The organism is Nocardioides zhouii (assembly GCF_004137345.1).
Taxonomy (GTDB): Bacteria; Actinomycetota; Actinomycetes; order Propionibacteriales; family Nocardioidaceae; genus Nocardioides; species Nocardioides zhouii.
Map to the genome: position 1 here is coordinate 61,027 of NZ_SDWV01000018.1, position 21,018 is coordinate 82,044.

The window sequence follows — 21,018 nt, forward strand, 5'->3', positions numbered from 1 at the left end:
TCAGCTGGCCGGGTGGGAGGAGAAGAACACCAGGCGGTACTTGCCGATCTGGACCTCGTCGCCGTCGTTGAGCGTCACCGAGTCGATCCGGTCGCGGTTGACGTACGTGCCGTTGAGGCTGCCCACGTCGCCGACGGTGAAGCCCTGGCCCGTACGCCGGAACTCCGCGTGCCGGCGCGACACCGTCACGTCGTCGAGGAAGATCTCGCTGTCGGGGTGGCGTCCGGCGCCGACGACGTCGGTGTCGAGGAGGAAGCGGCTGCCCGCGCTCGGGCCGCGCTGGACGACCAGCAGGGCGTGGCCCTCGGGGAGCGCATCGACCGCCGCGGCGTCGACCGGGCTCAGCTGGCGGTCGGAGGACTCGCGCTGGTCGGGCACCCCGAACGTGATCGTGGCGGTGGACTCCACCTGGCTGGCCCCCGACGGACCGCTCGCAGCCGGGTTGGCGCCGGTGTCGTCCCCGGCGAGCAGCCTGGTGCCGCACTGGGCACAGAAGCGGGCATCGTCAGGGTTCTGCTTGCCACAAGAGGTGCAGAACGGCATGGAAACTCCTCGACGGATCGACGCCCAACCCTCAGCCGAGAGTTGAGGTTGACGGTTGGTTCGAACCTATCAGCCGCGCAAGTCGACGCGGCGGTGAATCAGCCCGCGATGCTTGCCTGGTAGGCAGAAGCATCCATAAGCCCCTCGACCTGGGACGGGTCGGACACGCTGACCTCGAAGAGCCAGCCGGCCTCGTACGGGTCGCTGTTGACCAGCTCGGGGGTCGAGTCGAGCGATCCGTTGGTCGCAACCACCTCGCCGGTGACCGGCGCGTAGATGTCGCTGACCGACTTGGTGGACTCGAGCTCGCCGCACGTGTCGCCCGCGGTGACGCTGTCGCCGACCTGCGGCAGCGAGACGTACACGATGTCGCCGAGCGCATCCTGGGCGAAGTCGGTGATGCCGACCCGGACCGAGCCCTCCGCGTCGCCGGGGCTGCGGACCCACTCGTGCTCGCTGGTGTACTTCAGGTTCTCGGGATACACGATCGGGCTCCTCCTGCAGTCGAGCTGGCGTGGGGGTGGGACTGACCGGCAGGCTACTGGCCCGTGCCGAGCTCCGCATACTCAGGTCGTGACGGGTCGCGCACGCTGGTCACCTCGACCGTCTCGACGTCCTCGATCTTCACCGTGGCGCCGTCCAGGGCGAACGTCTCGACCGGACCGCTGGAGAAGGTGAGCGCCGTGCGCAGCAGGTGCGGGTCGCCGATCACGTCCAGCACGTACGGCGACTCGAGCAGCCGCCCGTCGAGCTCGATCCCGCCGACGGCGTCCTCGAAGGAGCTGTTGGCACCCAGCCGGATCTCGTCGCCGAACTCCATCGCCTCGGCGCCGGCCGTACGCAGCTCCTGCACCGTGTCGAGCAGGGCACCGACGCTGACGCGGCTCGTGGACTCGGTGATGGTCACGCGCAGGCCCTGGCCGGACACGGGCACCAGTCCGGCCACGATGTTGAGCGTACGGACCCGCTGCTCCGCCTCGTCGAGCGCCGCGGCGCGGCGCGTGCTCTCGTCGAGGAGCTCGTCGCGGCGGGCATCGAGCCGGTCGACCTCGCGCCTGGCCCGCTCGGCGGTGCCGGTGAGGCCGTCGAGCACCTGGATCAGCTCGTTCTCGCGCAGCCCGGCATAGGTGTCGTTGGCCGCGGTGTCGCGCACCTGGACGACGAAGCCGAAGCCGAGCACCGCCAGCAGGACCGCCACCACCGCCTGCCGTCGCGACGGCTGGGTGACGGCGCGCCGCATCCGCCCCTCGGGCGGCCCGTCGTCGGTCCCTCGGTGACGGGACGGGGCGTCGGGCGGGGACAGCGGGTCAGGCATGGAACACGTGCCTGCGGATCGCGGCGACGTTGGAGAAGATCCGGATGCCGAGGACGACCACCACTCCGGTGGTCAGCTGAGCACCGACGCCGAGCTGGTCGCCGAGGTAGACGATGGCCGCCGCGATGACGACGTTGCTCACGAAGGAGACGACGAACACCTTGTCGTCGAAGATCCCGTCGAGGTAGGCGCGAAGCCCGCCGAAGACCGCGTCGAGGGCGGCCACTACGGCGATCGGCAGGTAGTTCTGGAGGGCCAGCGGCACGTCGGGGGCGAACACCAGCCCGGCGATGATGCCGATCAGCAGACCCAGCGCAGCGATCACGGCGCGCTTCCCTCCCCTTCTTGCACGCCGGCGGGATCGGCGTTGAGCTCGATCACATCACGCAGCGGTCGCTCGGGAGCAGCCGGCAGGCGGATGTCGTCGACATTCTCCGACGAATACAGGGTGTCGAGGAGGTCGACGAGGCCGAACCAGGTCTGGCCCTCGCTGGTCTGGAGCAGGCGCGCCTCCAGCGTCCGGGGATCGCCGATCGCCGACACCACGTACGGCGCGAGGACGGGCCGGCCGTTGACGTGGACCGCCCGGCCGGTGTTGCGGATGCCACCGAGCACGTTGAGCCGCTGGTCGTTGATGGCGATGGCCTCGGCGCCGGCCGCCCAGAGGCCGTCGACCAGCGTGGCGAGGTCCTCGTCCCGGATCTCGGTGTCGACGTCGATCCCGGGCCGGTTGTCGATGGTGAAGCGGACCCCCGGCCCGTGGACGGGCGCGAAGCCGGTGTTGAGCTCGGCCCGGCGCACCCGGGTCGAGAGGTCCTCGAGCTGCCCCTGGACCACAGTGCTGTTGCTCGCCACGTCCTGGTTGGCCCGTGTCACCTCACCCACGTCGCGCTGGAGGTCCGCGAGCTGGCCGCTCTGCGCCTCGATCCGCTCGATGAGGGCAGCCCGGCTCAGCTCGTCGACGCCGGCCTCGCGGTTGGTCTGGGCGACGACCACCGCGGCCATGACGCCGAGGACGGCCACGGCCACCAGGCTCACCCAGTGCGGCCTGGCCCGCGGGACCACGCTCTCCCCCGCGGCCGCCCGCTTCTGGGCGACGTGGGCGTAGTCCTCGTCCATCGACCGCGCGGTGATGAGCGTCAGCAACGGGGTCGTGACGTGCTCGGGCAGCGCGTGCTCGGGTGGCCGCTCTCGGGTGTCAGCCATGGTCGTTCGCCGGCGACGTACGCCGTGGGGTGTCGCGCAGGAGGGTGCGGACCTGCCAGGCGTACAGCACGCCCGCCCACCAGTAGAGGCCGATCCCCCACCACGCGAAGGCCCAGCCGAACGTACGGGCGAGGGTCGCGACGATGCCGTCGCCCTCGCCGAGGAGCAGCAGCGGGAAGGCGTAGAGGAGGTTGAAGGTGGCGGCCTTGCCGAGGAAGTGGACCGGGAGCGCGGAGAAGCCGCGGGTGCGCAGGATCGGCACCAGCCCCCACAGCAGCAGGTCGCGCAGCGGCAGCGCGAGGGCCACCCACCACGGGATGATGTCGCGCAGGTAGAGGCCGATGACGACCGCGAGGATGTAGAGGCGGTCGGCGACCGGGTCGAGGATCTCGCCGAGCTTGGAGAACTGGTCGAGGCGTCGCGCGAGCCAGCCATCGAGGTAGTCGGTGAAGCCCGCGACCATCAGCACGACCAGGGCGATCGCGTCCGCCTCCGGGCCGAGGACGAGCCACAGGAAAAGGGGTACGCCAGCAAGCCGCACCACACTGATGATGTTGGGCACGGTCCAGATGCGGGACGCTTCCTCGGACACGCCTCAGACCCTATCCAGCACGATGGTGCTCAGCGTGCAGGCTCAGCGGGCGTCGACGCTCGGGACGTCGTGGTGGGCCGCGTCGCGGATCTCCCCGACGAGCTCCTCGAGGACGTCCTCCAGCGTGACGAGACCGACGACCTCGCCGTCACGGCGTACGACCCGGGCCATGTGCGCGCCCTTGACCTGCAGGCTCTCGAGGGCGTCGTGGAGCAGGTCCTCGGGGTGCACGGTGGCGAAGGGCCGGATCCACTTGTCCTCGATGACCCGCGAGCGCTTGTCGTCGTCGGACTCGAGGGCGTCCTTGATGTGGAGGTAGCCCAGGAGCGCGCCGTCGGGCGTCGCCACCGGGAACCGGCTGAAGCCCGTCGCGGCGCACACCGCCTCCACGTCGGCCACGGTGGAGCCGGGCGCGACGGTCGCGAGCGTGTCGGGCGTCATCAGGATCGACTCGACGGACTTCTCGGTGAAGCCGAGCGCGCCGGCCAGCCGGTCGTACTCCTCGGCCTCGATGAGCCCCTCGCCGCGGGACTCCTCGACGAGCGCGGCCACCTCCTCGCGCGTGAAGCTCGAGTGGACCTCGTCCTTCGGCTCGATGCGCAGGAGCCGCAGGACGCCGTTGGCGACCATGTTCATCCCGGCGATCACCGGACGCAGCACGGTGACGACCACCATCATCGGCGGGCTGAGCACCATCGCGGCGCGGTCGGCGCCGGCGAGGGCGATGTTCTTGGGAACCATCTCGCCGAGGACGACGTGGAGGTAGACCACGATCGACATCGCCACCACGAAGGAGACCGGGTGGAGGAAGTTGTCGGGCAGGCGGGCGGCGTGGAAGAGCGGTTCGAGCAGGTGGGCGACCGCGGGCTCGCCGATGGCACCGAGGCCCAGCGAGCAGACGGTGATGCCGAGCTGGGCGCCGGCCATCACGATCGAGATGTTCTCCATCGCGCGCAGCGTGGTGCGGGCGGCACGTGACCCCTGCTGGGCGTACGGCTCGATCTGGCTGCGACGGGCCGCGAGCAGGGCGAACTCGGCGCCCACGAAGAACGCGTTGAGCGCGAGCAGCACGACGGCCAGGACGACGCCGAAGAGGTCACCGTTCATCGTCGGCCTCCTGGCTGGAGGTCAGGTCGTCGCTGGCGACGATCCGCAGGTCGAGGCGATCGATGCGCAGGCCGTCCATCCGCTCGACGGTCAGGGTCACCAGCCGCTCACGTGGCTCGTGGGGGTCGGTGCGGTCGGGCACCGGGACCTCGACGCGATCGCCCGGCTCGGGGATCTTGCCGAGCTCGCGCATCACCAGTCCGGCGACGGTGTCGTAGTCCTCGTGGTCGGGCAGCGCGACGTCGGTGACGTCCTCGACCTCGTCGGGGCGCAGCAGGCCCGAGAGCGTCCAGCTGCCGTCGCGGCGCTGGCGGATCCGCGCACCCAGGCGGTCGTGCTCATCGGAGATGTCGCCGACGATCTCCTCGACCACGTCCTCGAGGGTCACGATGCCCGCGTGGCCGCCGTACTCGTCGAGCACGATGGCCATCTGGAAGCCGTCCTGGCGCAGCAGCGCGAGCAGCGGGTCGAGCCGCAGGCTGTCGGGCACGACGACCGGGCGCACCATGACGTGCTTGATGCGGGTCGTCGAGCGCTCGTGGACCGGCACGGCGACGGCGTGCTTGACGTGCACCGTGCCGACGACAGTGTCCTCGGCGTCGAGCACCGGGAAGCGCGAGTGGCCGGTCTGGCGGGCGAGGTCGATGACCGACGAGACCCGGTCGCCGTCCTCCACCGTGGTGGTGCGCACCCGTGGCGTCATGATCTCGCCGGTGGTGCGGGTGCCGAACTCCACCGAGCGCTCCACGAGCTCGGCGGTGTCGGCGTCGAGCGTGCCCTGGTCGGCTGAGCGCTGCACCAGCGAGGCGAGCTCCTGGGAGCTGCGGGCCGAGCGCAGCTCCTCCTGGGGCTCGATGCCGAGGCGTCGCACGATCGCGTTGGCCGAGCCGTTGAGCGCCCGGATCGGCCCCTTGGAGAGGGCGGTGAAGCCGCGCATGAAGCCCTGGGTCGTACGCGCGGTCTCGAGCGGGCGGGCGATGGCGATGTTCTTGGGCACCATCTCGCCGAAGATCATCGTCACCACGGTGCCGACCGCCAGCCCGATGGCGAGCGACAGCGGGACCACGACGCCGTCCGGCACGCCTGCCGCGCCCAGGGGGCCGTCGATGAGGTCGGAGATCGCCGGCTCCGCGAGGAAGCCGATGGCCAGGTTGGTCACGGTGATGCCGACCTGCGCGCCCGAGAGCTGCGTCGACAGGGAGCGGAGGGCCAGCTGGACGCCGCGGGCGCCCTCGTCGCCCGCGGCTGCGGCGCGCTCGACGCTCGGGCGGTCGACGGTGACGAGGGAGAACTCGGCGGCCACGAACAGGCCGCACGCGGCCACGAGGGCCAGCGAGACGAGCAGCAGGAGGAGGGGGGTCACGACGCGCACCCGACGATCAGTGCGGTCGTGCGGGGACTTTGACTTCCGTCCATGGCGCTGCGGGAGGTTCCTTTGTCTGGGCGGCGGCGAAGCCACAGACTACCGGTCGGTGGCACCTTCGACCCACTCGTCGTGTCGCTTTGGGAAGCCGGCCCTCGGGCACCTAGTCTGGCCCCACATCGGGGGCGCGTCATCCGGACCCTCCTGGTCAGGGGCGAGGAAATAGACCTAGATGCGAGCGTGGGCCCAGTCGATCACGGCCGCTCTCCTGGTCGTTCTCGTCGCCACCCTCGCGACGGTCACCGCCAATGGCGGATCGCAGGCGGCGTCCACGTCGGCGGGCTCGGTGCGGATGGTGCAGACGACGCAGGACCCCACAGGATCCGCTGACGACCGCCCCAACCTGGTCTTCGTCCTCACGGACGACATGCGCGACGACGACCTCGACCACATGCCGATCACGCGCCGCCTGTTGGCCGACCAGGGGATGGAGTTCACCGACGCCATCTCCCCGCACCCGCTGTGCTGCCCCGCGCGCGCCCAGCTCGCGACGGGCCAGTACGCCCAGAACAACGGCGTGCAGCACAACCGCGGCGTCCACGGCGGCTTCCAGGCGCTCGACCCCACCCAGGAGGCGAGCTCGTGGTTCACCGACGCCGGCTACCTCACCGGCTTCGTGGGCAAGTTCCTCAACGGCTACGGCCCCCGCGACGAGCGGCCCGCGGGCTGGTCGCGTTGGGACGCGCTGACCCGCGGCGTCTACGACTACGTCAACTTCTCCATGACCGGCGACGGCGAGCCGCACCGCTACACCGGCAGCTACATCACGTCGGTCATCGAGGACCACACCAACCGTGCGGTGCGCGACTTCGCCGCGGCAGGTGACCCGTTCGTCCTGTACGCCTGGCACCTGGCACCGCACTACCGGATCACGCCGGAGGGCGGGCGCGGCCTTCCGCCCGCCGCCCCGCAGGACAAGGATCTCTTCCTCGACGAGCGGCCGTCGGCCTTCGACGACCCCGCCTTCGACGAGGCCGACGTCAGCGACCAGCCGGCGTACCTGCGCCACCTCTCCCCCGTGTCCCGCGACGAGGTCGCCGCGGAGAACACCGCCCGGCTGCAGGCGCTCCAGGCCGTCGACCGCGCGGTCGGTTCGCTCATCGAAACGCTCGACGAGGAGGGCGTGCTCGACGAGACCTACATCGTCTTCTCCTCCGACAACGGCTACTCGATGGGCGAGCACCGCTTCATCGGCAAGGACGTGCTGACCGACGAGGCGCTGCAGGTCCCGCTGCTGGTGCGCGGCCCGGGCATCGCGCCGGGGTCCACCTCCGACCTGCCGGTCACGCTCGTCGACCTGCCGGTCACCTTCGCAGCGCTGACCGGCACCTCGCCGCAGTGGCAGGTCGACGGGACGTCGCTCGCGCCGACGCTGCGCGGCGAGGACCAGCCCTTCCGCGACACCACCCTGATCCAGACCGGTCGCACCCTCGGCGACGGCTGGTCGCACCGCGGCGTACGCACGGACCGCTACCTCTACGGCACCGACGGCAGCGACGGCTTCCTCTACGACCGCCTCCTCGACCCCGACGAGATGGTCAACCGCATCGACGACCCGGCGTACGCCGCGGTCCAGTCCGCCCTCGAGCTGCGGCGCACCGAGCTCGTCGAATGCGCAGGCTGGACCTGCAACCAGGACTTCGGCCCCCTGCCCGAGCCGCTGCCCGAGCCGCTGCCCGACCCGTCATCCTGATCCACGTGCCTGAGGTCCTCCACCCGCTCGTCGTGCAGGTGCTCCCCGTCGCGGTCTTCCTCCTCGCGATCACCGTCACCGCCGAGATCGCGCAGCTGGCGGGCGTCTTCGACGTCGCGGCCCACGCGATGGCCCGCCGCGCCCGGCACCGCGTCGTGCTGCTGTGGCTCCTCTTCGCGCTGCTCGCCGTGGTGAGCACCATCGTGATGAGCCTCGACACGACCGCCGTCCTGCTGACGCCGGTGGGCCTCGCCATCGCGCGCCAGACCGGCATCGCGCCGATGCCGTTCGCGCTGACCACGCTCTGGGTCGCCAACACCGGGTCGCTGCTGCTGCCGGTCTCCAACCTCACCAACCTGCTGGCGGTGCACCGGTTCGAGGACCTCGGTGCGAGTCACGGCGACTACGTGCGCACCGCGGCGCTCCCGGCGATCACTGCCATCGTCGCCACGCTCGTGCTGATCGCGATCCTCCAGCGGCGGGCGCTGCGCGGGACGTACGCCGTCGACCCGCCGGCCGAGCCCCACGACCGGGTGCTGCTGGTCATCGCCGGCGTGGTGTCGGTGGCGATCGGTCCGCTCTTCGCCGTGGGCGTCGAGCCGGCCGTGGTGTCGGTCGCAGCGGCCGCCGTGCTGCTCATCGCCACCCTGTGGCGGGCCCCGGGACTCCTGCGGGAGGTCCGGCCGCCGTGGCTGATGGCGGGCGCGTTCCTGCTGGTCGCCGGGTTGCTGCGGGCGGCGCAGACCGAGGGTCTCCTCGACTGGCTGGCGCCTGCGGTCGGCACCGGCACCCGCCCCATCGACCTGCTCCACCTCTCCGGTGCCTCCGCGGTCGCGGCCAACCTCGTCAACAACCTCCCGGCCTACCTCGTCGTGGAGCCCGCCGCGTCGGACGACGTACGCCGCCTCGTCGCGACGCTGGTCGGCGTCAACGCCGGGGCACTGGTCACGCCGTGGGCCTCGCTCGCCACGCTCCTCTGGCTGCAACGCTGCCGCTCGGCCGGGCTGCAGGTGCCGCTGCTCAGGCTCGCCGGCTGGGGCGCGGTCTGCGCTGTCGTCTGCGTGACGGCAGCGACACTGACGATCCGCTGACTGTCGCGGATCAGGAGTTGCGCGACCGGCCGGCCAGGACGGCGCGCGCCTCGGCCGACAGCTGTGGGTGATCCACCAACCCTTCGATCACCTGACGGCCCTTGCCCTGCTCGATGCGGTTGCCGATGCGGTTGACCGGACGGATGAACGAGATCCGCGTGCTGCCGAGCGACTCGTCGGACAGGAAGGACAGCAGGTCGTCGTAGTGCTCGCGCACGGCCACGTGGCTCAGCACGTGGGAGAGCATGTCCGGGTAGTCGCGGTCGAGGTGATCGAGCAGCACCGGAACCGCCCGGGCGCGCGCGTCCGGGTCGCGGTAGAGGTTCCACGGCGAATCCACCTCGACGCCGATGGCGGCGAGGTCCGCGACGACGGGCTTCTCGACCTCTCGCAGGACGGCGTGCTCCTCGTCCGCAGCGGCCTCACGTTCTCGCCGACGAGCCTGGTGCTCAGGATCGGCTTCCAGCTCGGCGATCAGCTCACCCGCCGTGATGCCTGCCTGCCGCTTGCCCATGAATGCCCCCTCGTCACCGTGCCGCGATCCTAGGCACGCCGGCGGCGTCGGGATACTGGCGCCATGACGCTCACCCGTGACGACGTGCTCGCTGCCCAGGACCGCATCGCGGGACGAGTACGTCGCACTCCCCTGTTGGGGCCTGCTGGCCGAGACCGGATCTGGCTCAAGTGCGAGCACCTCCAGCACTGTGGCGTGTTCAAGACGCGGGGCGCCTTCAACCGCCAGCTCACCGCCATCGAGCACGGTGAGCTCGGGGACGCCGGCATCGTCGTCGCATCCGGCGGCAACGCAGGCCTCGCCCACGCATTCGTGGCCCGCGAGCTCGGCATCCGCGCGACGGTGTTCGTTCCGGAGGCGGCTCCTGAGGTCAAGGTCCAGCGGATCACCGCCTACGGCGCGGACGTGCGGCGGGCCGGATCGGAGTACGCCGAGGCTCTCGAGGCCGCCCACGCATTCGCCCGGACGGAGGGTGCGGCCTTCGCCCACGCCTACGACCAGCCCGAGATCGCAGCCGGTGCGGGCACCCTGGCCGAGGAGGTCCTGGACGACGAGCCCGCGATCGACACGATCGTGGTCGCTGTGGGCGGCGGCGGGCTGTACGCCGGCGTCGCAGCAGCCGTACGAGGGCGGGCGCGCGTTGTCGCGGTCGAGCCGGAACGGATCCCGACGCTTCACAGCGCGATCGCCGCCGGCCACCCAGTCGCCGTCGAGGTGTCCGGAGTGGCGGCCGACTCCCTCGGCGCGCGCCGGGTCGGCGATCTCGCCTTCGCCGCGCAGGAGGCCGAGAGCCCGATCTCGGTCCTCGTGGGTGAGGAGGACATCGTCGCTGCCCGGGCGCATCTGTGGCGCGAGTACCGCATCGCCTCCGAGCACGGCGCTGCGACGGCGTACGCCGCCCTGCTCAGCGGTGCCTACGAGCCCGCTGACGGCGAGCGGGTCGCTGTCGTGGTCTGCGGAGCCAACACCGACCCCACGACCCTGGGCGACTGACCCTGCCCCTACGCCGACCGACGGACCCAACGCGCCCGGCCGCCCACCCGTCACGCTCGGCGAGCGGCGTGCGCCGGCCGTTCGGTCCGTTGGTCGGCGGGACCGGTCAGGTCTGGTCCGGCCTCCACGCCACGTGGGATCTTCGGGGGAACGCAACAGGGGCCGCTCCCGAGGGAACGGCCCCTGCTCGATTCGGTCGGGCTGACAGGATTTGAACCTGCGACCCCTTGACCCCCAGTCAAGTGCGCTACCAAGCTGCGCCACAGCCCGAATGCTCCCCGGCGCGAGGCCTGCGGAGCGAGGGGAACACTACCGCAGCCCTGTCGGGGCAACGGAATCGGCCCGCCCGCTCGCATCGGTGCGTGCCCTCATGCCGATCGGCCGTACGCACTAGCCCTTGTGAGCCATTTGGCTCAAAACGCCCACAGCGCCTGCCGATGCCCCACAGGATTGAAGCATCAACCTGTGGGGGGTTCTGTTCAGTGTCATCCGTACCTCGTCGTGCCGGCCTGGCGGTCGCAGTCGTCGCTGCCGCCATCGGGCTGAACCTGGCCGCTCCGCGCGCCGACGCCGTCGCGCCCGAGACCGTCGTCCGCGAGAGCGCCCGCCAGGCCGACGCGCTCGACCTCGCCCTCCAGGTGCGCGAGCGCCAGCAGAGCCTCGTGCAGCTCTACCGCCAGGCCGACGCGCGCGACCGCGCGCTCGTGGGTCGCAAGGCCGTGCTGGCGCAGTACGGCTACACGGGCGACCCGGGCGCGGTGACCGCGGTGCTGCCACTGGCGTCGTACCGGGTCTCCGCCGGCTTCGGGCTCACCGGCCCGCTGTGGGAGGCCGAGCACGGCGGGCAGGACTTCGGCACCTACCTCGGCGACCAGATCGTCGCGGTGGCGGCCGGCACGGTCACCGAGGTGGCGTACTCCGGCGCGTACGGACTGCGCACGATCGTCACGCTCGGCGACGGCACCGAAGTCTGGTACTGCCACCAGACGGACGTCTCGGTCTACTCCGGCCAGGTCGTCGACGTGGCCGACCCGATCGGGACGGTCGGCTCGACCGGCAACTCCACCGGCCCGCACCTGCACCTCGAGGTCCGGCCCGGCGGCGGCAGCCCCATCGACCCGATGGACTGGCTGCGCGCCACCGGCCTCACGCCCTGAGACTCAGCGCTTGCGCTTCTCGCGCGGCTTCTGGGTGATCACGATCGGCGTGCCGACGAAGCCGAACTCCTCGCGCAGCCGGCGCTCGATGAAGCGCTCGTACGACGCGTCGAGCTTGCCGCTCGTGAACAGCACGAACGTCGGCGGCGCCACCGACGGCTGCGTCGCGAACAGGATCTTGGCCTGCTTGCCGCTGCGCACCGGGTGCGGGTGCTCGGCCACGAGGCGGCCGAGGAAGGTGTTGAGCGCGCCGGTGCCGATGCGCGTCTCCCAGCCCTCGAGCGCCTTGTCGATGGCCGGCACGAGCCGGTCCACGTGCCAGCCGGTGCGGGCGGTGAAGTTGATCCGCGGCGCCCACTTCAGCTGGACGAGGTCCCGCTCGATCTCGCGCTCGAGGTAGTAGCGACGTTCCTCGTCGACGAGGTCCCACTTGTTGAACGCGATGACCATCGCCCGGCCCGCGTCGCGGATCGTCTGGATGATGCGCATGTCCTGCTCGGAGACCGTCTCGCTGGCGTCGAGCACCAGCACGGCCACCTCGGCCCGGTCGATCGCGGTCGAGGTGCGGAGCGAGGCGTAGTACTCGTGGCCGGACGCCTGGTTGACCCGCCTGCGGATGCCGGCGGTGTCGATGAAGCGCCAGGTGCGGTCGCCCAGCGTGATCAGCTCGTCGACCGGGTCCACCGTGGTGCCGGCGGCGTTGTCGACGACGACCCGGTCCTCCTGGGCGAGCATGTTGAGCAGCGAGGACTTGCCGACGTTGGGCTTGCCGACGATGGCGATGCGGCGCGGACCTCCGACCTCCTCGAAGGACTGCGCGGGGGTCTCGGGCAGCGCGGCCAGGATGGCGTCGAGCATGTCGCCCGAGCCGCGGCCGTGGAGCGCGGAGACGCAGAACGGCTCGCCCAGGCCGAGGTTCCACAGGCCGTACGCCTCGGCCTCGGTGCGCTGGTCGTCGACCTTGTTGGCCGCCAGGACGACGGGCTTGCCCGACGCCCGCAGGATGCGTACGACGGCCTCGTCGGCGTCGGTGATGCCGACCATCGCATCGACCACGAACAGCACGGCGTCGGCGAGCGTGACGGCCACCTCTGCCTGGGCGCGGATGGCCTCGGCCATGCCGCGCGCGTCGGGGTCCCAGCCACCCGTGTCGACCACGGTGAAGGCGCGACCGTTCCAGTTGGCGTCGTAGTAGACCCGGTCGCGCGTGACGCCGGGACGGTCCTCGACCACGGCCTCGCGGCGGCCGATGATGCGGTTGACCAGGGTGGACTTGCCCACGTTGGGCCGGCCCACGACAGCCAGGACAGGGGTCGGACCGGTCGGCTCGTCTGGACCTGGCTCGACGCTGAGGGCGTCGTACTCACTCATGACTTCTACAGTTCTGTGGAGGGCTCGACGAGCCCGGTGTCGGGGTCGTCATCGGATTGTCCCGCACGGAGGGGCTCGGGCAAGGATCGGCGCGTCTGTGCGAGGGCGCTGTCCAGCTCGGAGAGCATGTGCCCCCGTAACAACACCGAGGTGGCGGCCACGTGTTCCCGGGTGCGGGGCCACGGCTGCTGTGTCGTCCGCCACGGTCGGCCAAAGACGATGTCGATGTCGCCGCCGCTGGCCGGCAGCGCCTTCGAACCGTCGCCCACCCGCGTGCCGAAGAAGGTGACCGGCACGACCGGGGCACCCGTCACCAGCGCGAGGTAGGCCGCACCGTGGTGGAAGCGCCACAGGTCGCCGTTGCCGCGGGTGCCCTCGGGGAAGATGCCGAGCACTCCCCCGTCGCGCACGACGCGCAGGCCCGTGCGGATCGCTGCAGGGTCGGCGGCGCGGCGGTCGAGCGGAATCTGTCCCGTGCCGCGCAGGAAGGCGCCGACGAAGCCGTCGAACATCTCCTGCTTGGTCAGGGCGTGCACCGGGCGCGGTGCGTACGTCGCCAGCATCGGGCCGTCGACGAGGCCGATGTGGTTCGCGGCGAGGATCACGCCACCCTCGGCCGGCACCAGCTCGGCACGGTGGACGGTGACCGGCCACCGCAGCCGCATCACCCGCGCGGCGATCGGGCGCATCACGCCCAGCAGGCGGGTCCTGGGGTGCTCGGCGCTGCTGAGCGGGAGGTCGGTCCCCGTCACGGGCGGGCCTGCGCGGCCAGGGCCACGATGGTCTCGATGACCTCGTCGAGGGTGAGGTGCGTGCTGTCCACGTGGACGGCGCCGTCGGCCATCGTCAACGGCGCGGTGGCCCGGCCGGAGTCGATCCGGTCGCGCTCGAGCAGGGACTGCTGGGTGGTGGCCACGTCGGTGCCGCCCTGCTCGGCCGTACGGCGGATCGCCCGGGCGTCGGGGTCGGCGCTCAGGTAGACCTTCACCTCGGCCTGCGGCCACACCACGGAGCCGATGTCACGGCCCTCGACCACGATGCCGCCGGCGCCGATCACCTCGCGCTGCAGGTCGAGCAGGCGCGCGCGCACCTCGGGCACGGCGCTCACCGGGCTCACGGCGGCAGTGACCTCCTCGCCCCGGATCTCCACGGACACGTCGACGCCGTCGATCGTGATGGTGGGTTCCAGCGGGTCGGTGCCGGACGCGAGGCGCGGACGGTCCGCAGCGGCCGCGACCGCCGCCACGTCGCGTACGTCGATGCCCTCACGCAGCAGCCACCACGTGATCGCCCGGAACATCGCTCCGGTGTCGAGGTAGCGCAGGCCCAGCCGGTCGGCCACGCCGCGCGAGGTGCTCGACTTCCCCGAGCCGGAGGTGCCGTCGACCGCGACGACGAGGGACGGCTGGTCCGGGGGGTTCTCGACGCTGCTCACGGGCGAGAAGGTTACCGGTGGGTCGTCCAGCCGCGGGATTCGAGAGCGGCCAGCAGGTGCTCGGCGCGGCCCTTCTCGACGACGAGCTCGGTGAGCCCGACCGGGCGGCCCGGGTCGTGGTCGATGTGGACGTCCTCGATGTTGACGCCGATCTCGCCGGCGTCGCCGAAGAGGCGCGCCAGCTCGCCCGGGTGGTCGGGCACCGAGACGAAGACCGAGCGGGTCGGTCGCGCCGGGCCGCCGTGCTTGCCGGGGATCGCCGCGGTGCCGGCGTTGCCGCGGGCCAGGATGTCGACGAGGTCGGTGCCGGCGCCGGGTCCGGACCCGGCGGCGACCGCGGACATCAGGGCGTCGAGGTCGGCGCGCACCTCTCCCAGCAGGTCGAGGACGGCGTCCGCGTTGGACTCGAGGATCTGCTGCCACAGCGCCGGGTCGCTGGCGGCCACGCGGGTCACGTCGCGGACGCCCTGCCCGGAGAGGGCGAGGTGCTCCGCCGGTGCCGCCGCGAGCCGGCCGGCGACGAGGACGGCGGCGAGGTGGGGCAGGTGCGAGATCCGCGCGACGGCACGGTCGTGCTCCGCGGGGTCCATCAGCAGCGGGGCCGCTCCGCACTCGAGGACGAGCGACTCGACCAGGCCCACCGCGCGCGGGTCCGCCCCTGCGTGGGGCGTCACCGCCCACGGGCGCCCGTCGAAGAGGGCCGCGCTGGCGGCCAGCGGGCCGGAGCGCTCGCTGCCGGCCATCGGGTGGGAGCCGACGTAGCGCGCCAGGTCGCTCGCCCGCACCCGGTCGGCCACCGCGGCAAGGGGTGCGGCCTTGACGCTGCCGACGTCCGTGACGACCGCGTCCGTCCGGGACAGCGCGTCGACGACCGCGCCCGCGATCTCCGCCGGCGGGACGGCCACCACGACCAGCTGCGGCCGGTCGGCCGCCGTCGCGGCGCGTCCGGCGCCGAGACCGGTGGCGGTGCGGATGTGCTTGGCCGAGGTGTCCCGCAGCACGACATCAAGCCCGAGGCGGCGGCACACGAGCGCGATCGACGTGCCGATGAGACCCGCCCCGACGACCTCGACCGGGCCGGTGAGGGGCGGGAGTGCGTCCTCAGTCATGGCTCGTGGTCCGGCTCAGGTCGCGGCGCAGGTTGGCCGCGCCGTGCAGGTAGACGTGGGTGACGGACGCGCGCGGCAGGTCGGTCTCGATGTGCGCCATCAGTCGCACGACGCGCGGCATCGAGCCCTCGATCTCCAGCTCGCGCGCACACACCAGCGGGACGTCGGAGAAGCCGAGCTGTCGGGCGGCGTACGCCGGGAACTCGCTCACGAGGTCGCTGGTCGCGGTGAAGATGATCGAGATGAAGTCGTCGACGACCAGGTCGTTGGCCGCCATCACGTCGGTGACGAGCTCGGCCACCCGGTCGAGCATGTGCTCGCGGGTGTCCTGCTCCAGCTGCGTCGCCCCACGGACTGCCCTCACTGCCACGGGAGAACCCTAGGCCAGCGCTCCCCCGGCACCTCGGGGCGTCTCGACTGCCGAGGCGAGTCGGGGCGTCAGGCCGGCTGGTAGCTGCCGAAGGACCAGTGGTTGCCCTCCGGGTCCGTGACGCTGCCGCCGCGACCGCCGTAGTCGTGGTCGACCATGGGGCGGACGACGGTGGCGCCGGCAGCCACGGCCGACTCGAAGGCCGCGTCCGGTTCCGGGGTGACGAGGTACGCAGCTGCCGGACCCGTGCCGGCGATCGCGCTGTCCGCCCGGTCCGACCCGAACATGATCCCGCCGCCACCGGGCCAGGCCCACTCCGCATGGACCACCACCGACGGATCGTCCTCGTCGCGGTAGGTCTGGTGCTCGGTGAAGCCGATCGCACGGAGCCACGCCATCATCGCGTCGGCGTCACGCACCGAGAACGTGTGCCACAGGGTGGTGCCGGAGACGTCTGCCACGGGTCCTCCTTCGTCGTCGGGCCGGTGGATCCGGCCTCGGTCTCACCCTGCCGCGGCAGCCGTCCCGGTGGCTTGAACGTTGGGGAACTCCCGCCGCACCCACTCCGTGGGGCTGCACCCGGCGAAGCCCGACCACTCCCGGGCGAGGTGGGCCTGGTCGGCGTACCCGGACTCGGCGGCGACCGCGGCGACCGACACCTGCCCGGCCAGCACGGCGTCGCGCATCCGGCGGTGCGCCGAGGAGAACCGCGCCAACCGCTGGTAGGTCTTCGGGGTGACCCCGACCTCGTCGTGGACCAGCACCGAGAGCCGGCGGCGGCTGTAGCCCACCTCGTGGGCCGCGTCGGCGACCCGCGCACCACGGGTCAGCAACGCCATCGCCCGGGCGACCTCCGGGCGCGGGCCCGGCTGGGAGTGCCGGCGCAGCGCGAGCAGCATGGCCTCCTCCAGCACCTGCAGGCGCGCCGGCCAGGTGCGCTGGCCGGCAAGTCGCTCGGGCAGGTCGACGAAGGCGCGGTCGAGGTCCGACAGCTCGAGGAGGTGGCCCGCCAGCGCACTGGCCGGGACGCCCCACAGGGCGCGGGCGCCCGCGGCCGTCACCTCGAGCTGGATCCCTCGCTGGTGGTGGCCGTGGTGCACGGCTGCGGCCCGCGTGTGCAGGCCGGACACCGACGTCCACGTCGTGGTGCGCGTGCCGGGGGCGTCGTCCCACGACACGGCCAGGGGCTCCTCGAGCGGCAGCACCATGGTCAACCCGGTCGACGGCATCCCGATGTGCACGCCCGGCGCCGCAAAGTCGACGTCGTACACCACCGTCGAGCGCACGTACGGCGTCAGCGCGGGGTGCACGGTGGCCATGGCGCCACCGTACGCCGGGGTCAGAGCTGCGCGCTGTCCATCAGCTCGCCGAGCTCGGCCATGGTCAGCTCACGCATGTCGCCGGCCCGGAGGCGGGAGAGCGTCACCGGCCCGATCTGCGTACGCGTGAGCCGGCGCACCGGGTGACCGACGTGCTCGAGCAGCCGACGCACGATGCGGTTGCGGCCCTCGTGGATGGTGAGCTCGACGATCGAACGGTTGCTGCCCTCGCGACGCGGGTCGCCGCCGAGCACCCGTGCCTGGGACACGGTCACCGGGCCGTCGTCGAGGGTGACGCCGGCCAGCAGCTGCCGGACAGTGCGCACGTGCATCTCGCCGTCGACCTCGGCGATGTAGGTCTTGTCGACCTCGTACGACGGGTGGGCGAGGTGCTGGGCGAAGTCGCCGTCGTTGGTGAGGATGATCAGGCCCTCGGTGTCCGTGTCGAGCCGGCCCACATGGAAGAGACGCTCGGGACGGTCGGCGACGAGGTCACCCAAGGTGCGCCGACCCTCGGGGTCGCTCATCGTCGACACCACGCCGCGGGGCTTGTTGAGGACGAGGTAGACCTTGTCGCTGATCGGCGGCAGCCGCTTGCCCTCGACGCGTACGACCGCCGTGCGCGGGTCGACCTTGGTGCCGAGCCGCGTGATGATCTCGCCATCCACCTCGACGAGGCCGTCGAGCATCAGCTCCTCGCACTTGCGGCGACTCGCGACCCCGGACTGCGCGAGCAGCTTCTGGAGCCGGATCAGTCCGTCCTCGTCGACCTCGGGACGCTGGGAGGCGGGCTGCGGGTTGTCGGGCTGGTCGTGCGGCCTCATGCGGTGTCGGTCCCGCCGTGAGGCTCCGTGCCCGCACCGCTGTGGGGTGACGGGTGGTGGCCCTCGGGTGCAGCGTCGGCCGTGGAGTCGGGGTGCGCCTCGACCGGGGCCGGTGCCTCCGCTGGGGCAGCCTCGGGCGCGTCGAGCCCGGCGACGCTGGCGAGCTCGTCCTCGAGGTCGTCCATGTCGGGGAGGTAGGGCGCGAGCTCGGGGAGCTCGTCGATCGACGTGACGCCGATGCGCTCGAGGAAGTACGAGGTCGTGCGGTAGAGGTTGGCGCCGCTCTGCTCGTCGTGGCCGGCCTCCTCGACCAGGCCCCGGGTGAGGAGGGTGCGCATCACGCCGTCGACGTTGACCCCGCGGATGGCCGACACGCGGGCCCGGGAGACGGGCTGCTTGTAGGCCACGACCGACAGGGTCTCCAGCGCTGCCTGCGTCAGGCGGGCCTGCTGGCCGTCGAGGACGAACGACTCGACGACGCCGGCGTACTCCGGGCGCGAGTAGAAGCGCCAGCCACCGGCGACCGACCTCAGGTCGAAGCCGCGGCCCTGCTCGGCGTACTCGGCTGCGAGGGCCTGGAGCGCCTGCTCGACGTCGTCCACCGGGTGGCCGACGACGGACGCGAGCCGCACCTTGTCGAGGGCCTCGTCGGAGACCATCAGGATCGCCTCGAGCGCCGGGCGCAGCTCGGCGACGGCCACCGCGAGGGTGTCGACGTCGGTCTCGGGCTGGTCGTTCACTCGTCCTCCACGGGTGCATCATCGTCGGCCTGTGCCGCGCCGTCGAATTCGTCGGTGATCTCGACGTCGCCGTCCACGGCCCCGGTCCAGCGCACGGTCAGCTCGCCCAGCGGGGTCACCTGGTCGAAGGAGACCGCACCCTCGCGGAAGAGCTCGAGGAGCGACAGGAAGCGGGCGACCGTGGTGAGCCGGTCGGGCGAGTCGCCACAGAGGGCGCGGAACGTCATCGTGCCGCTGCGACGCAGCCGGTCGGCGACGAGCTGGCCCTGCTCACGGACGCTGACCTTCGCCGCGTGGATGTGCTGGAGGGAGACCTCGAGCACGGGCTTGGGCTCCATCGCCCGGGAGGCGAGCTGGGCGAACTGCTCGAGGCCGATCCCGATCAGCACCTCCGGCAGCAGCGTCGCGTAGCGCTCCTCCATCCCGACGGCGCGCGGGTGGCTGAGCGACTCCGCGGCGAGTCGCTCCTGCAGGACCGACGCGACCTGCTTGAAGGCGCGGTACTGCATGAGCCGGGCGAAGAGCAGGTCGCGCGCCTCCAGCAGCGCGAGGTCCTCCTCGTCCTCGACGTCGCCCTGCGGCAGCAGCCGCGCGGCCTTGAGGTCGAGGAGGGTGGCCGCCACGACGAGGAACGACGTGGTCACCTCGAGGTCCCAGGCACCGCCGATGGCCTTCACGTGGGCGATGAACTCGTCGGTCACCTGCGAGAGCGCGACCTCGGTGATGTCGAGCTTGTGCTTGGCGATCAGGCCGAGCAGGAGGTCGAAGGGACCCTCGAAGTTGTCCAGGCGTACGGCGAACGCCGGCGCCTCGCTGCCCGGCTCGAGCGCGCCGGTCGCGAGGTCGGTCGTGGCACTCACTCGTCGAGCAGCCGCTGCACCAGGGGGCTGTCGGCGCCGGTGGCCTCCAGGTCGGCGAGCACGAGCGCGAGCGCCTCGCGGACGAGCCGGCCGCGGTCAACAGCAAGGCCGTGGCGACGCAGGGTCAGCCGGGCGTGCTCGATGTCGAGCAGCTCGTCGGAGGTGACGTACACCGTCATCTTCTCGTCGTGGCGCACCCGGCCGCTCGGCCGCTTCAGGCCGGCGTCGACGGTCTCGGCGTCGTCGGCGACCGCGCGGACCCGCCGCGGCCGCTGCTCCGGAGCGACCTGGTCGGCGTCGACTGTCGGCCGGAACAGGTCGTCCGCGGCCGGCATGCTCACTCGGCGGGCCACCGGGTGAGCACCTCCTTCGCCAGCTGGCGGTAGGCGTCGGCACCCGTGGAGGACGAGGCGTACGACGTGATGGGCTCGCCGGCGACGGTCGCGTCGGAGAACTTCACCGTGCGGCGGATGACCGTGTGGAAGACGGTGTCGCCCCAGGCCGAGACGAGACGCTCCATGACCTCGCGGCTGTGGAGCGTGCGGCCGTCGAACATCGTGCCGAGCACGCCGTCGATCTCGAGCTTGGGGTTGAGCCGCTCGCGGACCTTGTCGATCGTGGTCTTGAGCAGGGCCACGCCGCGGAGCGCGAAGTACTCGCACTCGAGCGGCACGATCACGCTGTGGGAGGCGGTCAGGGCGTTGACGGTCAGCAGGCCGAGCGAGGGCTGGCAGTCGATGAGGATGATGTCGTAGTGCTCGAGCGCCGGGGCGAGCACCCGCTGGAGTGTCTGCTCGCGGGCCACCTCGTGCACCAGCTGCACCTCGGCTGCTGACAGGTCGATGTTGGAGGGCAGCAGGTCCATGCCCTCGACCCCGGACCCGACGATGACGTCGCCGAGCGTCGTCTCGCGGTCCATCAGCAGGTTGTAGATGGTCATGTCCATCTCGTGGGGGTTGAGCCCCAGGCCGACCGACAGCGAGCCCTGCGGGTCGAAGTCGACGAGCAGCACCTTGCGACCGAGCTCGGCAAGCGAGGCACCGAGGTTGATCGTCGACGTGGTCTTGCCGACGCCGCCCTTCTGGTTGCACATCGAGATCACGCGCGCGTTTCCGTGCCGGGTCAGCGGGGTCGGCTCCGGGAAGTGCGGCATCGGCCGGCCGGTCGGGCCCATGGGGGCGTCGAGCGCCGTGGCGCCGGTCGCGGTCACGATGGGCTCTTCGACGGTGCTGCGTTCGAAGGGCAGCGGCTGGGTCACGGATGGCTCGTCTCGGGGGAAGGTCGACGGTGCGGGCGCGTTGCGAGGTCGGTACATCGGCGGCATCTCGGAGGCGCTGCTACCGAACCCGGACCCAC

Annotated in this window: 25 protein-coding genes and 1 tRNA gene; 4 read left to right on the forward strand and 22 right to left on the reverse strand. The window is 71.9% G+C overall.

Annotated elements, in window-relative coordinates:
* The 8 genes from EUA94_RS16250 to EUA94_RS16285 form a co-directional block, all read right to left on the reverse strand.
* Entirely contained in the window at window positions 1-543 is a 543-nt protein-coding gene (locus EUA94_RS16250; protein ID WP_129427937.1) for an FHA domain-containing protein, read from the reverse strand.
* A 98-nt stretch (window positions 544-641) separates the two neighbouring features.
* Window positions 642-1,028, reverse strand: coding sequence for a glycine cleavage system protein GcvH (gene gcvH, locus EUA94_RS16255; protein ID WP_129427938.1), 387 nt, complete (start codon window positions 1,026-1,028; stop codon window positions 642-644).
* Window positions 1,029-1,081: 53 nt separating this feature from the next.
* Entirely contained in the window at window positions 1,082-1,858 is a 777-nt protein-coding gene (locus tag EUA94_RS16260) for a DUF881 domain-containing protein (protein ID WP_129427939.1), read from the reverse strand.
* Window positions 1,851-2,183 (reverse strand): small basic family protein, encoded by a 333-nt coding sequence (locus EUA94_RS16265; RefSeq protein ID WP_129427940.1) that lies wholly within the window; start codon window positions 2,181-2,183, stop codon window positions 1,851-1,853. The genes EUA94_RS16260 and EUA94_RS16265 overlap by 8 nt, the downstream gene beginning before the upstream one ends.
* On the reverse strand, window positions 2,180-3,064 hold the full coding sequence (locus EUA94_RS16270; RefSeq protein ID WP_129427941.1) for a DUF881 domain-containing protein: 885 nt from the start codon (window positions 3,062-3,064) through the stop codon (window positions 2,180-2,182). Before EUA94_RS16270 ends, EUA94_RS16265 begins: the two co-directional genes overlap by 4 nt.
* Complete coding sequence (gene clsA / locus EUA94_RS16275; protein WP_129427942.1) at window positions 3,057-3,656, reverse strand: cardiolipin synthase ClsA; 600 nt, start codon at window positions 3,654-3,656, stop codon at window positions 3,057-3,059. The genes EUA94_RS16270 and clsA overlap by 8 nt, the downstream gene beginning before the upstream one ends.
* A gap of 42 nt (window positions 3,657-3,698) precedes the next feature.
* Complete coding sequence (locus EUA94_RS16280; RefSeq protein WP_129427943.1) at window positions 3,699-4,763, reverse strand: hemolysin family protein; 1,065 nt, start codon at window positions 4,761-4,763, stop codon at window positions 3,699-3,701.
* The gene (locus tag EUA94_RS16285) at window positions 4,753-6,126 is read right to left on the reverse strand and encodes a hemolysin family protein (RefSeq protein WP_129427944.1); all 1,374 of its coding nucleotides are present in this window, start codon (window positions 6,124-6,126) and stop codon (window positions 4,753-4,755) included. Before EUA94_RS16285 ends, EUA94_RS16280 begins: the two co-directional genes overlap by 11 nt.
* 232 nt (window positions 6,127-6,358) lie before the next feature.
* Between EUA94_RS16285 and EUA94_RS16290 the strand changes: the two genes are divergently transcribed.
* Both EUA94_RS16290 and EUA94_RS16295 read left to right on the forward strand, forming a co-directional pair.
* Complete coding sequence (locus EUA94_RS16290) at window positions 6,359-7,879, forward strand: sulfatase family protein (protein WP_129427945.1); 1,521 nt, start codon at window positions 6,359-6,361, stop codon at window positions 7,877-7,879.
* A 5-nt stretch (window positions 7,880-7,884) separates the two neighbouring features.
* Window positions 7,885-8,970: an SLC13 family permease gene (locus EUA94_RS16295; RefSeq protein ID WP_207210583.1), complete on the forward strand. Its 1,086-nt coding sequence runs from the start codon at window positions 7,885-7,887 to the stop codon at window positions 8,968-8,970.
* A 10-nt stretch (window positions 8,971-8,980) separates the two neighbouring features.
* Here EUA94_RS16295 and EUA94_RS16300 read toward each other — a convergent pair whose 3' ends face one another.
* Window positions 8,981-9,484 (reverse strand): hypothetical protein, encoded by a 504-nt coding sequence (locus tag EUA94_RS16300; RefSeq protein WP_129427947.1) that lies wholly within the window; start codon window positions 9,482-9,484, stop codon window positions 8,981-8,983.
* A 63-nt stretch (window positions 9,485-9,547) separates the two neighbouring features.
* Between EUA94_RS16300 and EUA94_RS16305 the strand changes: the two genes are divergently transcribed.
* Window positions 9,548-10,477 (forward strand): threonine/serine dehydratase, encoded by a 930-nt coding sequence (locus EUA94_RS16305; RefSeq protein ID WP_129427948.1) that lies wholly within the window; start codon window positions 9,548-9,550, stop codon window positions 10,475-10,477.
* A gap of 196 nt (window positions 10,478-10,673) precedes the next feature.
* Here EUA94_RS16305 and EUA94_RS16310 read toward each other — a convergent pair.
* Window positions 10,674-10,747: transfer RNA gene (locus tag EUA94_RS16310), tRNA-Pro, on the reverse strand.
* Window positions 10,748-10,959: 212 nt separating this feature from the next.
* On the opposite strand from EUA94_RS16310, the gene EUA94_RS16315 reads away from it, so the two are divergent.
* Entirely contained in the window at window positions 10,960-11,634 is a 675-nt protein-coding gene (locus EUA94_RS16315) for a M23 family metallopeptidase (protein ID WP_165356936.1), read from the forward strand.
* A gap of 3 nt (window positions 11,635-11,637) precedes the next feature.
* On the opposite strand, the gene der is transcribed toward EUA94_RS16315, so the two are convergent.
* The 12 genes from der to EUA94_RS16375 all read right to left on the reverse strand — a co-directional run bounded on the left by der (window position 11,638) and on the right by EUA94_RS16375 (window position 20,836).
* Window positions 11,638-13,005 carry a ribosome biogenesis GTPase Der gene (gene der, locus EUA94_RS16320; RefSeq protein ID WP_129427950.1) on the reverse strand — a complete coding sequence of 456 codons (1,368 nt, stop codon included), beginning with the start codon at window positions 13,003-13,005 and terminating at the stop codon, window positions 11,638-11,640.
* 5 nt (window positions 13,006-13,010) lie between these two features.
* A complete protein-coding gene (locus EUA94_RS16325) occupies window positions 13,011-13,757 on the reverse strand; it encodes a lysophospholipid acyltransferase family protein (protein ID WP_129427951.1) in 747 nt (248 codons plus the stop codon).
* A complete protein-coding gene (gene cmk / locus EUA94_RS16330; protein ID WP_129427952.1) occupies window positions 13,754-14,440 on the reverse strand; it encodes a (d)CMP kinase in 687 nt (228 codons plus the stop codon). The genes EUA94_RS16325 and cmk overlap by 4 nt, the downstream gene beginning before the upstream one ends.
* An 11-nt stretch (window positions 14,441-14,451) precedes the next feature.
* Entirely contained in the window at window positions 14,452-15,549 is a 1,098-nt protein-coding gene (locus EUA94_RS16335; RefSeq protein WP_129427953.1) for a prephenate dehydrogenase, read from the reverse strand.
* A complete protein-coding gene (gene aroH / locus EUA94_RS16340; protein WP_129427954.1) occupies window positions 15,542-15,919 on the reverse strand; it encodes a chorismate mutase in 378 nt (125 codons plus the stop codon). Before aroH ends, EUA94_RS16335 begins: the two co-directional genes overlap by 8 nt.
* A gap of 68 nt (window positions 15,920-15,987) precedes the next feature.
* Window positions 15,988-16,380 (reverse strand): VOC family protein, encoded by a 393-nt coding sequence (locus EUA94_RS16345; RefSeq protein WP_129427955.1) that lies wholly within the window; start codon window positions 16,378-16,380, stop codon window positions 15,988-15,990.
* Between the two features lie 42 nt (window positions 16,381-16,422).
* Entirely contained in the window at window positions 16,423-17,238 is an 816-nt protein-coding gene (locus EUA94_RS16350; RefSeq protein WP_129427956.1) for a helix-turn-helix domain-containing protein, read from the reverse strand.
* Between the two features lie 20 nt (window positions 17,239-17,258).
* Window positions 17,259-18,062 (reverse strand): pseudouridine synthase, encoded by an 804-nt coding sequence (locus EUA94_RS16355; protein ID WP_129427957.1) that lies wholly within the window; start codon window positions 18,060-18,062, stop codon window positions 17,259-17,261.
* Window positions 18,059-18,802, reverse strand: coding sequence for an SMC-Scp complex subunit ScpB (gene scpB / locus EUA94_RS16360; protein WP_242494924.1), 744 nt, complete (start codon window positions 18,800-18,802; stop codon window positions 18,059-18,061). Before scpB ends, EUA94_RS16355 begins: the two co-directional genes overlap by 4 nt.
* The gene (locus tag EUA94_RS16365) at window positions 18,799-19,662 is read right to left on the reverse strand and encodes a segregation and condensation protein A (protein ID WP_129427958.1); all 864 of its coding nucleotides are present in this window, start codon (window positions 19,660-19,662) and stop codon (window positions 18,799-18,801) included. The genes scpB and EUA94_RS16365 overlap by 4 nt, the downstream gene beginning before the upstream one ends.
* Window positions 19,659-19,997 carry a hypothetical protein gene (locus EUA94_RS16370; RefSeq protein ID WP_129427987.1) on the reverse strand — a complete coding sequence of 113 codons (339 nt, stop codon included), beginning with the start codon at window positions 19,995-19,997 and terminating at the stop codon, window positions 19,659-19,661. Before EUA94_RS16370 ends, EUA94_RS16365 begins: the two co-directional genes overlap by 4 nt.
* Before the next feature lie 2 nt (window positions 19,998-19,999).
* Complete coding sequence (locus EUA94_RS16375) at window positions 20,000-20,836, reverse strand: ParA family protein (RefSeq protein ID WP_242494929.1); 837 nt, start codon at window positions 20,834-20,836, stop codon at window positions 20,000-20,002.
* Window positions 20,837-21,018 lie beyond the last annotated feature (182 nt).

What these genes read in the sequence shown, in the direction of transcription:
- EUA94_RS16260 (WP_129427939.1), bottom strand. Translation starts at nt 1,858, where the DNA reads ATGCCTGACCCGCTGTCCCCGCCCGACGCCCCGTCCCGTCACCGAGGG.
- EUA94_RS16250 (WP_129427937.1), bottom strand. Translation starts at nt 543, where the DNA reads ATGCCGTTCTGCACCTCTTGTGGCAAGCAGAACCCTGACGATGCCCGC.
- EUA94_RS16305 (WP_129427948.1), top strand. Translation starts at nt 9,548, where the DNA reads ATGACGCTCACCCGTGACGACGTGCTCGCTGCCCAGGACCGCATCGCG.
- EUA94_RS16335 (WP_129427953.1), bottom strand. Translation starts at nt 15,549, where the DNA reads ATGACTGAGGACGCACTCCCGCCCCTCACCGGCCCGGTCGAGGTCGTC.
- EUA94_RS16370 (WP_129427987.1), bottom strand. Translation starts at nt 19,997, where the DNA reads ATGCCGGCCGCGGACGACCTGTTCCGGCCGACAGTCGACGCCGACCAG.
- EUA94_RS16355 (WP_129427957.1), bottom strand. Translation starts at nt 18,062, where the DNA reads ATGAGGCCGCACGACCAGCCCGACAACCCGCAGCCCGCCTCCCAGCGT.
- der (WP_129427950.1), bottom strand. Translation starts at nt 13,005, where the DNA reads ATGAGTGAGTACGACGCCCTCAGCGTCGAGCCAGGTCCAGACGAGCCG.
- EUA94_RS16290 (WP_129427945.1), top strand. Translation starts at nt 6,359, where the DNA reads ATGCGAGCGTGGGCCCAGTCGATCACGGCCGCTCTCCTGGTCGTTCTC.
- EUA94_RS16280 (WP_129427943.1), bottom strand. Translation starts at nt 4,763, where the DNA reads ATGAACGGTGACCTCTTCGGCGTCGTCCTGGCCGTCGTGCTGCTCGCG.
- EUA94_RS16270 (WP_129427941.1), bottom strand. Translation starts at nt 3,064, where the DNA reads ATGGCTGACACCCGAGAGCGGCCACCCGAGCACGCGCTGCCCGAGCAC.
- EUA94_RS16300 (WP_129427947.1), bottom strand. Translation starts at nt 9,484, where the DNA reads ATGGGCAAGCGGCAGGCAGGCATCACGGCGGGTGAGCTGATCGCCGAG.
- EUA94_RS16350 (WP_129427956.1), bottom strand. Translation starts at nt 17,238, where the DNA reads ATGGCCACCGTGCACCCCGCGCTGACGCCGTACGTGCGCTCGACGGTG.
- EUA94_RS16375 (WP_242494929.1), bottom strand. Translation starts at nt 20,836, where the DNA reads ATGGGCCCGACCGGCCGGCCGATGCCGCACTTCCCGGAGCCGACCCCG.